10 protein-coding genes and 1 pseudogene are annotated in these 11,962 nt (G+C 57.8%); 7 read left to right on the top strand and 4 right to left on the bottom strand.

Going from position 1 to position 11,962, the window contains the following annotated elements; genetic code table 11:
- The 3 genes and pseudogenes from BLT54_RS22965 to BLT54_RS20800 all read right to left on the bottom strand — a co-directional run.
- A pseudogene (locus BLT54_RS22965) lies at positions 1–252 on the bottom strand (IS110 family transposase); the annotation flags it as partial.
- A 124-nt stretch (positions 253–376) separates the two neighbouring features.
- Positions 377–835 carry a GNAT family N-acetyltransferase gene (locus tag BLT54_RS20805; protein WP_074647363.1) on the bottom strand — a complete coding sequence of 153 codons (459 nt, stop codon included), beginning with the start codon at positions 833–835 and terminating at the stop codon, positions 377–379.
- Positions 832–1,584, bottom strand: a complete 753-nt coding sequence (locus BLT54_RS20800) for a sulfite exporter TauE/SafE family protein (protein WP_074647362.1) — start codon at positions 1,582–1,584, stop codon at positions 832–834. Before BLT54_RS20800 ends, BLT54_RS20805 begins: the two co-directional genes overlap by 4 nt.
- A 161-nt stretch (positions 1,585–1,745) precedes the next feature.
- On the opposite strand from BLT54_RS20800, the gene mdh reads away from it, so the two are divergent.
- Both mdh and BLT54_RS20790 read left to right on the top strand, forming a co-directional pair.
- Positions 1,746–2,708 (top strand): malate dehydrogenase, encoded by a 963-nt coding sequence (gene mdh / locus BLT54_RS20795; RefSeq protein WP_009573385.1) that lies wholly within the window; start codon positions 1,746–1,748, stop codon positions 2,706–2,708.
- Between the two features lie 72 nt (positions 2,709–2,780).
- Positions 2,781–3,770, top strand: a complete 990-nt coding sequence (locus BLT54_RS20790) for a glycosyltransferase family 2 protein (RefSeq protein WP_074647361.1) — start codon at positions 2,781–2,783, stop codon at positions 3,768–3,770.
- Between the two features lie 58 nt (positions 3,771–3,828).
- On the opposite strand, the gene BLT54_RS20785 is transcribed toward BLT54_RS20790, so the two are convergent.
- Positions 3,829–4,494, bottom strand: a complete 666-nt coding sequence (locus BLT54_RS20785; protein ID WP_074647360.1) for an outer membrane protein — start codon at positions 4,492–4,494, stop codon at positions 3,829–3,831.
- Between the two features lie 344 nt (positions 4,495–4,838).
- Between BLT54_RS20785 and sucC the strand changes: the two genes are divergently transcribed.
- The 5 genes from sucC (at position 4,839) to BLT54_RS20760 (ending at position 11,949) form a co-directional block, all read left to right on the top strand.
- Entirely contained in the window at positions 4,839–6,032 is a 1,194-nt protein-coding gene (sucC, locus tag BLT54_RS20780; protein WP_009573388.1) for an ADP-forming succinate--CoA ligase subunit beta, read from the top strand.
- 5 nt (positions 6,033–6,037) lie between these two features.
- Positions 6,038–6,925 carry a succinate--CoA ligase subunit alpha gene (gene sucD / locus BLT54_RS20775; RefSeq protein WP_074647359.1) on the top strand — a complete coding sequence of 296 codons (888 nt, stop codon included), beginning with the start codon at positions 6,038–6,040 and terminating at the stop codon, positions 6,923–6,925.
- Positions 6,926–7,050: 125 nt separating this feature from the next.
- Positions 7,051–10,011: a 2-oxoglutarate dehydrogenase E1 component gene (locus BLT54_RS20770; protein WP_074647358.1), complete on the top strand. Its 2,961-nt coding sequence runs from the start codon at positions 7,051–7,053 to the stop codon at positions 10,009–10,011.
- A 4-nt stretch (positions 10,012–10,015) separates the two neighbouring features.
- Positions 10,016–11,506, top strand: coding sequence for a 2-oxoglutarate dehydrogenase complex dihydrolipoyllysine-residue succinyltransferase (gene odhB, locus BLT54_RS20765; protein WP_074647357.1), 1,491 nt, complete (start codon positions 10,016–10,018; stop codon positions 11,504–11,506).
- Between the two features lie 47 nt (positions 11,507–11,553).
- Complete coding sequence (locus BLT54_RS20760; protein ID WP_074647356.1) at positions 11,554–11,949, top strand: MAPEG family protein; 396 nt, start codon at positions 11,554–11,556, stop codon at positions 11,947–11,949.
- Positions 11,950–11,962: the final 13 nt, after the last annotated feature.

The raw sequence follows: 11,962 nt of genomic DNA, 5'->3' as shown, positions 1-11,962 counted from the left end.
CTTCACGTAGGGTTTGACGTATCCGGCGGGCATGAGTTTCACCTCGTGTCCCAATTTGCGCAGCTGGCGACCCCAATGGTGGGACGATCCACACGCCTCCATGCCGACCAAACAGGGCGGCAGCGTCTCAAAGAAGGCAAGCAGCTTCGCCCGCTTTATGGCCCTATTGAAGATGACCCGACCATTCTCCGAAATGCCGTGAACCTGAAAAACATCCTTGGCCAGATCAAGGCCTACTGTCTTAACTGTCATTGGGTGGCTCCTTTCCTAGCAGTCATTGATAACTGCACTTTGGCACATTCGATGCCGGTGGAGCAGGAGCCACCCACCTCATCCGCCGAGGTAGCACAGGCCAAAGGCGACGACGCGTAATGCTTTAGGAGGGCTTTCGCGACGGCACACGGCGCAGGACCATGCCGAATTTGTCCTCAGCCGTATAGCCCAGCGCCTCATAAAACCCGCGAGCCCCATAGGTCCGCCCCGTCAACAGCATGATTTTATACCCATCTGCCGCCCAAACGACGTCCGCAATATGGTTCATAACGGCGCGTGCAGTACCTTGCCCTCGGTGGCTTTTTAAGGTCACGACATTCTCCACCATGGCGTAAGGGCGCCCGCCATAGGTCATGTTTGGCAACAGGTGGAGCGTCGCCATAGACACCGCCACCCCGTCCACGTCGGCCACAAAGACAGTGGTGCCCGGATGGGTGATGACCTCGGCAAACCGCTGGCGGCCAGACGGTCCCTCGGGCACGTCGACTTCCCCCACAAGCGCCTTGTAAAGCACATGGCAGACCTCAAAATCATCCACCGTCGCAGACCGGATGACCCTCATCCCAAAGACTCCCAAATCAATTTGACCCCCGTGATCACCAAGAACACATAGGCCAGCGCGAAAAAGAACCGATCCGATATTTTATGGTGCAGCCATGCTCCCATCAACACGCCGAGAATGGCAAAGGGAAAGAGCATCAGGTCGGCCTTTAACGTCTCAGGCGTGAAAATCCCGACGATGGAATAGGGCACCACCTTGATCAGGTTGATCGCCCAAAACACCAACACCGATGTCGCCTGATAGGTGGTTTTATCCATCCGTTGCGACAGCATATAAACCGCCGCGGGCGGGCCGCCGGCGTGGGATATGAAGCTGGTGAACCCGGTCACCAGCCCCCACATCGTGCCGCCAAACGCGCCGATGGCGCGTTTCGGCGGCTTGATCCACCCTTTCGCCTTGGCACCCTGATAGGCGACAAAACCAATGGCAACGAGACCAATCAAAAATTTGAACACCTCAGGTTTGGCGATGCCATAAACCAAGGCCCCGATCACAATCCCCGGCACAGCCCCCGCGATCAAAACGCGCGCCGCCGACCCGTCCCATTTGCGCCAAAACACCCGGATCGCGGTCACATCCATCACCATCAACAGTGGCAACATCAGGCCAACCGCCTGTCCCGGAGTGAGAATCAGTGCTAAAAACGGTGTCGCCGCAAAAGCTGCCGCAGACCCAAATCCGCCCTTTGACAGACCCGCGAAAATCACGGCAGGCACAGCGAAGAGAAAGAAATGAAGATCAAACGTCATGCGGGGGGCCCAGACGGCAAAAGGAGATTTTTCTCGAAATTACAGAGCGGTTATCGCTAACGCCAGCGAAAACCTTAATGCATTGCCGCAGCGCAGCCTTGCGTGAACGCCCGCGAAGGGCTACCCATGCCCCAATCTTACCAACTGATTGGAGACTTTCCATGGCCAGACCCAAGATTGCCCTCATCGGCGCAGGTCAAATCGGCGGCACGCTCGCCCACCTCGCAGCCATCAAGGAACTCGGCGACGTCGTTTTGTTCGACATCTCCGAAGGGACCCCGCAGGGCAAAGCGCTCGACATCGCTGAATCCGGCCCGTCCGAAAAATTCGACGCCACCATGATCGGTACGAATGACTACGCCGACATCGCAGGCGCAGACGTGTGCATCGTCACCGCCGGTGTGCCGCGCAAGCCGGGCATGTCCCGCGATGACCTTCTGGGCATCAACCTGAAAGTTATGAAATCCGTTGGCGAAGGCATCAAAGAACATGCTCCGAACGCTTTCGTGATCTGCATCACCAACCCGCTCGATGCGATGGTTTGGGCGCTTCAGCAATATTCCGGCCTTCCGGCCAACAAAGTCTGTGGCATGGCCGGTGTTCTTGACTCCGCCCGTTTCCGTCACTTCCTCTCCGTCGAATTCGGCGTGTCGATGAAAGACGTCACCGCTTTCGTTCTGGGCGGTCACGGCGACACCATGGTCCCCTCCACCCGCTACTCCACCGTTGGTGGCATCCCGCTGCCGGATCTGGTGGAAATGGGTTGGACCACTCAGGAAAAACTCGACGCGATCATTCAGCGCACCCGTGACGGTGGCGCAGAGATCGTGGGCTTGCTGAAAACCGGTTCTGCCTTCTACGCACCGGCGACCTCCGCAATTGAAATGGCCGAAGCCTACCTCAAAGACCAAAAGCGCCTGTTGCCTTGCGCCGCCTATTGCGATGGCGAGCTCGGTCTTGACGGCATGTATGTTGGCGTTCCGACCATCATCGGCGCCGGCGGCATCGAAAAAGTCGTGGACATCAAACTGTCCAAAGACGAACAAGTCATGTTCGACAAGTCGGTTGAGGCCGTCAAAGGTCTCGTCGACGCGTGCAAAGGCATCGACAGCAACCTTGCCTGATGCTTTGAGAGCTTACTAAATGGACCCCGTGCCTCCCCGAGGCGCGGGGTTTTTTGTTGGAGTTTCAAACCTGTGACACAGGATGGACCGTCTTGGGCAATCGCCGCGCTGGCCGACGAACCCGCGCCGCTGATCGCCGCTTTTGTCCGGCACCACCTGGCCATTGGCGCGCGCGAAGTGCATATTTTCCTCGATCGCCCCAATCCCGAAGCCGAAGCGTTGCTCAACGGTCTTGAGGGGTGCATCCTGACCCTCTGTGATCAGGTCTACTGGGAGAGGGTCAATCACGGTCGCCGCCCCGGTCGTCACCTCGGGCGGCAAAAATTCAATGCCACCCGCGCCTATCGCACCACTGGCTGTGACTGGCTTTTGCATTGCGACGTTGATGAATTCATCTCGGATGGCGCAGCTTTATCGGCACTGTTGGCCCACGAGCAGAGCGCAGAGGGCATCGTCTTGGGCAATCTTGAGCGCGTTCACCGTGCCTCAGAACCCGGAGTACATATTTTCGAGGGCGCATTTCGCGGCCCAATCGGGTTCACCGAAACAGACGCCAAGGCGCTTTTTGGGCGGTTTGCCACGTTTCTCAACTTTGGTCTGACCGGCCATCGTGTCGGCAAAACCATCGTGCGCACAGGGCGCGATTGGACCATGGGGATTCACACCCCCAATGGATTTGATCAAAGCAAACTGGTCAAATCCGACTCCCGACTTTTGCTGCATTTCGACGGGCTGACGGAGCTGCATTACGCTTTGAAATTGCTTCGAAAAGCCTTTGAGAACTACGCGGGGCCAAAACGGAAAATCGGCCAAGAACGCACGGCGCAATTTCGCTTTATCCGCGATCACGCCAGTGATCCAAACGCGCTCTTCCAACTGGTGCGCGGGGTACAAAGCCTGACCGAGCATCAGACGACGATCCTTGGCATTTTGGGTGTGTTGCACGAGGTGCCTTTTGTGCCCAAAGCCTGCGCCGATCTGGACCTGTCACCCGCCACGTTCAACGCCATGCTGCGTGAGCGTGAAGCGTCGCTGATCGCCACAGCCGGGTTAAAGCTTTAGCCCAAAGCAAAAGCCGAGCCCTTTCGGACCCGGCTTAGGACATTGATCCAAGGATCGTTTAGAAATTATAGGCCACACCAAAGTTGAGCGCATTGGTGATGATGTCGGTTTCCAACGTGCCGCCACCGTTCAGGTCCGCTTTGACTTGGCTATACGTGCCTTTGTATTCGCCAAAAATATCCCATGTGTCATTGATCGCATAGCTTGCCCCCAGCACAACGGCGACGGTCGGCCCGGCGATTTGATATTCGATGGTGTTCGTATTGGCGGTGACCACCTCGACATGCGGAATGACGATCCCGGCGGAGACGCTCGCATAGGGGGTGAGCTTGTTCCACGCCCCCGGCCAACGCCAGATCGGCCCCACCGTCAGGTTGTTCAGCCCGTCGGTGAATTCCAGCGTCGAAAATCCGTTTGCCGCCATGTCGTCTTCGTCAGCATAGACCTTGGTGTGGTTGAAATCCGCGATCCAGCCGAAATTATCCCGCACCCACCAGGTGCCACGGATGCCGTAATAGGGCGGCATTTCAAAGCTCTTGCCATCCCAACCGGTGGTGAAATCAAAATCTGTCACACCATCGTTGCCGGACACGCCACTATGTGGCGCTGTTTGGTAGCCGGAGTAGACAGAGATGGTAAAATTTTCGGCCTGCGCCGCGGACAGTGTGGCAAGGGTCGCCACGGTTGCGGCCAATGTGGCTTTCAGTGCAATGCTGCGCATCATGTTTCCAATTCATTTCGCAAGTGAGTCTCTTTGTCTCTACATACACGATATTCTGTATATATCGCGAGCCTAAGCTGTGCGGATGCGCGCAAGCGTCGCGCCCAAACCACACTGACATGCGACATCAGGCAATTGCACATGAAAGGCAAACACATCAGTGCGTCGATTCTTTTTTCAGACCTCCATTGCCACACGGAATGCGTTTTGTGATCACACGAATTATTGCTGTGATCACAAATTTCAAAAACATCGGCTATTTATCGCTAACGGTCGAAAAATCCTTTCGTTTGCGCCAAGCGGTGTGTCATGTCAGGGCCAATCGAACCAGGGAGAGGACATCTCTAATGAATATCCACGAGTATCAGGCCAAACGCCTCCTCAAGGAATACGGCGCGCCGGTTTCCGACGGTCGTGTCGTTTTGAACGCGGCCGACGCAAAAACCGCAGCTGGCGAACTTGACGGACCGCTTTGGGTTGTCAAAGCGCAGATCCACGCAGGTGGACGCGGCAAAGGCACCTTTAAAGAGGCTGGCGCTGGTGAAAAAGGCGGCGTGCGTCTTGCGAAATCCGTTGAGGAAGCCGCGAAAGAAGCCAATGCAATGCTCGGCCACACTCTGGTCACGCACCAGACCGGCCCGGCTGGCAAACAGGTCAACCGCATTTACATTGAAGATGGCTCCGACATCGCACGCGAACTCTACCTCGCCCTGCTCGTGGATCGTCAGTCGTCCCGTGTGTCCATCGTCTGCTCCACCGAGGGCGGCATGGACATCGAAGAGGTGGCTGAGAACACCCCTGACAAAATCCTGTCCTTCTCCGTCGATCCCGCGACCGGCCTTCAGGGCTTTCACGGTCGCCGCGTCGCTTTTGCTCTGGGCCTTGAGGGCAAACAGATCAAACAGTGTTCGCAACTGATCCAGAACCTGTACCGCCTCTTCGTCGAAAAAGACATGGAGATGCTGGAAATCAACCCGCTGATCGTGACCCCGGCTGGCGACATCAAATGTCTCGACTGTAAAGCCGGTTTCGACGGCAACGCTCTGTACCGCCACCCCGACATCGTGGGTCTGCGCGACGAGACCGAAGAAGACCCGAAAGAACTGGCCGCATCCCAACATGACCTGAACTACATCGCGCTTGACGGTGAAATCGGCTGTATGGTGAACGGTGCCGGTCTGGCGATGGCCACGATGGACATCATCAAACTCTACGGCGCAGAGCCTGCCAACTTCCTCGACGTGGGCGGCGGCGCGACCAAAGAGAAAGTGACCGAAGCGTTCAAAATCATCACCTCTGACCCGAACGTCAAAGGCATCTTGGTCAACATCTTCGGCGGCATCATGCGCTGTGATGTGATTGCTGAGGGCGTCATCGCCGCCGTGAAAGACGTCGGCCTGACCGTTCCGCTCGTTGTGCGCCTCGAAGGCACCAACGTCGAACTCGGCAAAGAGATCATCAAAAACTCTGGCTTGAACGTCATTGCCGCCGACAACCTCAAAGACGGCGCGCAGAAAATCGTTAAAGCGGTGAAAGGCTAAGACCCATGGCAATTCTTGTAAACGAAAACACCAAGGTCATCTGTCAGGGCTTCACTGGCTCGCAGGGCACCTTCCACTCTGAACAAGCCATCGCGTATGGCACCAAAATGGTCGGTGGCGTGACGCCCGGAAAAGGCGGCTCCAGCCACCTCAACCTGCCAGTGTTCAACTCGGTTCACGAAGCGAAAGCCGTGACCGAAGCCAACGCCACCGTGATCTATGTACCGCCGCCCTTCGCCGCGGATTCCATCCTTGAGGCGATCGACGCCGAAATGGAATTGATCATCTGCATCACCGAGGGCATCCCGGTGCTCGACATGATGAAGGTGAAACGCGCGCTGATCGACAGCACCTCGCGCCTCATCGGCCCGAACTGCCCCGGCGTGATCACCCCGGACGCCTGCAAAATCGGCATTATGCCGGGTCATATCCACCGTCGCGGGTCCGTCGGCGTGGTCTCCCGCTCCGGTACGCTGACTTACGAAGCTGTGAAACAGACCACCGACCTCGGTTTGGGTCAGTCCACGGCTGTGGGCATCGGCGGCGACCCGATCAAAGGCACGGAGCACCTCGATATCCTCGACATGTTCCTGGATGATCCGGAAACCACCTCCATCATCATGATCGGTGAAATCGGCGGCTCGGCAGAAGAAGAAGCTGCGGAATTCTTGGCCGAGCAAAAGAAAAAAGGCCGTTGGAAACCGACCGCTGGTTTCATCGCGGGCCGCACTGCCCCTCCGGGCCGTCGCATGGGTCACGCTGGCGCCATCGTGGCAGGCGGCAAAGGCGATGCAGAGTCCAAGATCGAAGCGATGAAATCCGCTGGTATCGTGGTCGCCGACAGCCCCGCCACCCTTGGCGAAGCTGTGATGGAAGCGATCAACAAAGGCTAAGCCAACGGCGCTCAGCTCTTAAAAACAGCCTGCGCCCGGTGGTCTCATCGGACGCAGGCTTTGCCGCAAAAACGGCCCAAACGTCAAAGCGACCCTATTTCAGACGCCCTCAGAAGGTCAGTAACATGAACGACCAGAGTCCCAACGACATCCTTCACGCCTCTTCCTTTATGCAGGGGCACAACGCCGAGTACCTTGAACAGGTCTACGCGAAATACACCCAAGATCCCTCCTCCGTGGACGCCTCCTGGGCTGAGTTTTTCAACTCTCTGGGCGATGCCGCATCGGATGTCACCGCCGAGGCCGCAGGGCCCTCTTGGGCGCGCGCCGATTGGCCGCCTGTGCCGCATGACGATCTGACCCAGGCGTTGGATGGGCAATGGGCCGAACCGGTCGCTGCCGCGAAAAAGATCAAAGAGAAAGCCGTTGAGAAAGGCGTTGAGATCTCTGAGGATCAAATCAAACGCGCTGTGCTCGACTCGATCCGCGCGATCATGATCATCCGCGCCTTCCGCATCCGGGGCCATTTGGCCGCCGATCTCGATCCGCTGAAAATGCGTGAAGAAACCCAGCACCCGGAACTTGATCCGCGCTCCTACGGTTTCGCCGAGGCCGACATGGATCGCCCGATTTTCATCGACAATGTTTTGGGGCTGCAACATGCGTCGATGCGTCAGATCATGGACATCGTCAAACGCACCTATTGTGGCACTTTCGCGCTGCAATACATGCATATTTCCGATCCCGAACAGGCCGGTTGGCTGAAAGAGCGGATCGAAGGTTACGGCAAAGAAATCCAGTTCACCCGTGAAGGCCGCAAAGCCATTCTCAACAAACTGGTTGAGGCTGAAGGCTTTGAAAAATTCCTTCATGTCAAATACATGGGCACCAAACGCTTTGGTCTTGATGGCGGCGAAAGCCTGATCCCGGCGATGGAGCAAATCATCAAACGCGGCGGCAGTCTTGGCGTCAAAGAGGTCGTCATCGGCATGCCGCACCGCGGCCGTTTGTCGGTTTTGGCCAATGTGATGTCCAAACCCTACCGCGCGATTTTCAACGAATTCCAAGGCGGCTCGTTCAAACCCGAAGACGTGGATGGCTCGGGCGATGTGAAATATCACCTCGGCGCCTCCTCGGATCGCGAATTTGACGGCAACAAGGTCCACCTGTCGCTGACCGCGAACCCCTCGCACCTTGAGGCGGTGAACCCGGTGGTTCTGGGCAAGGCCCGCGCCAAGACCGATCAGTATAACGACAAAGACCGCACCTCGGTGATCCCAATCCTGCTGCACGGCGATGCGGCCTTTGCGGGCCAAGGTGTTGTGGCGGAATGTTTTGGCCTCTCCGGTCTGCGCGGTCACCGCACCGGCGGCACGATCCATATCGTGGTGAACAACCAGATCGGTTTCACCACCGCACCGCATTTTTCGCGCTCTTCGCCCTACCCGACCGACAACGCGCTGGTCGTTGAGGCGCCGATTTTCCACGTCAACGGCGATGACCCGGAGGCCGTGGTGCACGCGGCCAAAGTGGCCACCGAGTTCCGTCAAAAGTTCCACAAAGACGTGGTGATCGACATTTTCTGCTACCGCCGCTTTGGTCACAACGAAGGCGACGAGCCGATGTTCACCAACCCGCAGATGTACACCAACATCAAGCGGCACAAAACCACGCTGCAACTCTACACCGAGCGTCTCGTGGCCGATGGTCTCATCCCCGAGGGCGAGATCGAGGACATGAAAGCGGCGTTTCAGGCGCAGCTTAATGACGAGTTCGAAGCGGGCAAGACCTTTAAGCCGAACAAGGCCGATTGGCTTGACGGGCGGTGGTCGCATATCAACCGTGAGGGCGAAGAGTATCAGCGCGGTCAAACCGCGATTTCGCAAGACACGATGGCCCAAATCGGCCGGTCGCTGACCTCGCATCCCATTGATTTCAACATCCACAAAACCGTGGCCCGTCAACTTGAAGCCAAGGCACAGATGTTTGAAACCGGTCAGGGTTTTGACTGGGCCACCGGCGAAGCGATTGCCTTTGGATCGCTTTTGACCGAGGGGTATCCGGTGCGTTTGGCCGGTCAGGACAGCACGCGCGGCACCTTCTCTCAGCGTCATTCGGCTCTGATTGATCAAAAATCCGAGGATCGTTACTATCCGCTGAACCACATTCGCGAAGGTCAGGCCCATTATGAGGTCATCGACTCGATGCTCTCCGAATATGCGGTTTTGGGTTTTGAATATGGCTATTCCTTGGCTGAACCGAATGCTCTGACGCTTTGGGAGGCGCAGTTTGGCGATTTTGCCAACGGCGCGCAGATCATGTTCGACCAATTCATCTCCTCAGGTGAAAGCAAATGGTTGCGCATGTCCGGTCTCGTGATGCTTTTGCCACACGGCTACGAAGGCCAAGGCCCGGAACACTCCTCCGCCCGTCTTGAGCGCTTCTTGCAAATGTGTGGTCAGGACAACTGGATCGTGGCCAACTGTACGACGCCTGCGAACTACTTCCACATTCTGCGTCGCCAGTTGCATCGCTCGTATCGCAAACCGCTGGTGCTGATGACGCCAAAATCCTTGTTGCGTCACAAATTGGCGACCTCTGTGGCCGCTGATTTTATCGAAGGCTCCTCCTTCCACCGCGTCCTTTGGGATGATGCCGATGCCACCTACGGGACCGCGAAATCGGAACTGAAACTGAAAGCCGACAAAGACATCAAACGCGTCGTGATCTGTTCGGGCAAGGTCTACTATGACCTGCTTGAAGCCCGCGATGCGGCCGGCAAAGACGACACCTACATCCTGCGCCTTGAGCAATTCTACCCGTTCCCGGCGCTCTCGATGGTCAAGGAACTTGAGCGCTTTAAAGAGGCTGAGGTCGTATGGTGTCAGGAAGAACCGAAAAACCAAGGCGGCTGGTCCTTTGTTGAACCCAATATCGAATGGGTCCTCACCCGGATCAATGCCACACACACGCGTCCGGTCTATGCTGGTCGTGCCGCCTCCGCGTCGCCAGCCACTGGTCTCGCATCTCAACACAAAGCACAACAATCGGCGCTCGTGAATGATGCGCTCAACATCGAAGGATAATCACATGTCCGTTGAAATCCGCGTCCCCACCCTTGGCGAAAGCGTCACTGAGGCCACTGTCGCAACTTGGTTCAAACAGCCGGGCGACGCTGTTGCCGTTGACGAAATGCTCTGCGAATTGGAAACCGACAAGGTGACCGTCGAAGTCCCCTCGCCTGCGGCGGGCACGTTGGGCGACATCATTGCCAAAGAGGGCGACACCGTGGGTGTTGATGCGCTCTTGGCCACGCTGAACGCAGGCGACGGCGCCGCTGCTGCCCCCGCACCGAAAGCCGAAGCACCTGCTGCCGCTGCCTCTGGTGCCTCTGGTGCCTCTGTCGATGTCATGGTCCCGACCCTTGGCGAATCCGTCACCGAGGCGACCGTTGCCACATGGTTCAAAGCCGTGGGCGACACTGTGGCGCAGGACGAAATGCTCTGCGAGTTGGAAACCGACAAGGTCTCCGTCGAAGTGCCGTCCCCTGCCGCCGGTGTGTTGACCGAAATCGTCGCCGCCGAAGGCACCACCGTCGACGCCTCCGCCAAACTCGCCGTGATCGCCTCGGGTGCGGGTGCGTCCGCTGCTGCCCCGGCTGCCGCTGCCGCTCCGGCTACTGCGTCCACTGGCAAAGACGTTGAAAACGCGCCTTCTGCCACCAAAATGATGGCCGAAAACGGTGTGGATGCCTCTTCTGTGACCGGCACCGGCAAAGATGGCCGCATCATGAAAGACGATGTGCTCAAAGCCATGGCCGCGCCGAAAGCCGCACCGGCACCCGCCGCCGCGCCGCGCGCACCGTCTGCGCCCTCGGATGCCGCCCGCGAAGAGCGGGTGAAAATGACCAAGCTGCGTCAAACCATCGCCCGCCGCCTCAAAGAGTCGCAAAACACCGCCGCCATGCTCACCACCTATAACGAGGTCGACATGACCGAGGTGATGGCGCTGCGCAATCAGTACAAAGACGAGTTTGAGAAAAAGCACGGCGTACGTTTGGGCTTTATGTCCTTCTTCACCAAAGCCTGTGTCCATGCGCTCAAAGAAGTACCGGAAGTGAACGCCGAGATTGACGGCACCGATGTGGTTTACAAAAACTACGTCAACATGGGCGTCGCGGCGGGCACGCCGCAGGGCCTCGTGGTTCCTGTCATTCGCGACGCGGATGCGATGTCTTTCGCCGAGATCGAAAAAGCGATCTCCGAGAAAGGCCGTCGTGCCCGTGATGGCAAACTCTCCATGGCGGAAATGCAGGGCGGCACCTTCACCATCTCCAACGGTGGTGTGTACGGGTCCTTGATGTCCTCGCCGATCCTCAACCCGCCACAATCCGGCATCCTCGGCATGCACAAAATCCAAGACCGCCCGATGGCGATCAACGGCCAAGTTGTGATCCGCCCGATGATGTATCTGGCCCTGTCCTATGACCACCGCATCGTCGACGGCAAAGGTGCCGTGACCTTCCTCGTGCGCGTCAAAGAAGCGCTGGAAGACCCGCGTCGGTTGTTGATGGATCTGTAAAAATACTAGGGCGGGCCAATGGCCCGCCCACCTTTAATGTGGTTCCAATGACCCCAACCCTCATCCCCCTCGCCCTCGCAGGCCTCTTGCACATCGCGCAATTCGTGGTGGCGTCTTACATGGCGAATAAGGATGTCGGGCCGGGCTACACCACCTCCCCGCGCGACCGGGCACCGTCGCGCGAGATGCGCAAGGTCACGGCGCGGATGTTGCGGGCCTATGACAATCACATTCAGATGTTCCCGTTTTTCGCCGCCGCTGTGCTCCTGATCCATGTCACGGGTCAGTCGAGCGGCGTGACCGTGGCGGCGGCCTGGGCCTATCTCATTGCCCGCGCGCTTTACATTCCCGCCTATGCCCTCGGATGGGCGCCGTGGCGGTCCTATATCTGGATGGTGGCGATGCTCTCCATCGCCGTTCTTTTCATTGCCGCTCTGATCTGAGCGGCCCCGCATA

The sequence above is a fragment of the Celeribacter baekdonensis genome, assembly GCF_900102315.1.
Classification (GTDB): Bacteria; Pseudomonadota; Alphaproteobacteria; order Rhodobacterales; family Rhodobacteraceae; genus Celeribacter; species Celeribacter baekdonensis.
Note: the sequence above shows the minus strand (reverse complement) of the source record. Positions and strands in the feature narration are given on the sequence as shown.

Coding starts and splice junctions, on each gene's coding strand:
- BLT54_RS20805 (WP_074647363.1), bottom strand. CDS start 835: ATGAGGGTCATCCGGTCTGCGACGGTGGATGATTTTGAGGTCTGCCAT.
- BLT54_RS20800 (WP_074647362.1), bottom strand. CDS start 1,584: ATGACGTTTGATCTTCATTTCTTTCTCTTCGCTGTGCCTGCCGTGATT.
- mdh (WP_009573385.1), top strand. CDS start 1,746: ATGGCCAGACCCAAGATTGCCCTCATCGGCGCAGGTCAAATCGGCGGC.
- BLT54_RS20785 (WP_074647360.1), bottom strand. CDS start 4,494: ATGATGCGCAGCATTGCACTGAAAGCCACATTGGCCGCAACCGTGGCG.
- sucC (WP_009573388.1), top strand. CDS start 4,839: ATGAATATCCACGAGTATCAGGCCAAACGCCTCCTCAAGGAATACGGC.
- sucD (WP_074647359.1), top strand. CDS start 6,038: ATGGCAATTCTTGTAAACGAAAACACCAAGGTCATCTGTCAGGGCTTC.
- BLT54_RS20770 (WP_074647358.1), top strand. CDS start 7,051: ATGAACGACCAGAGTCCCAACGACATCCTTCACGCCTCTTCCTTTATG.
- odhB (WP_074647357.1), top strand. CDS start 10,016: ATGTCCGTTGAAATCCGCGTCCCCACCCTTGGCGAAAGCGTCACTGAG.
- BLT54_RS20760 (WP_074647356.1), top strand. CDS start 11,554: ATGACCCCAACCCTCATCCCCCTCGCCCTCGCAGGCCTCTTGCACATC.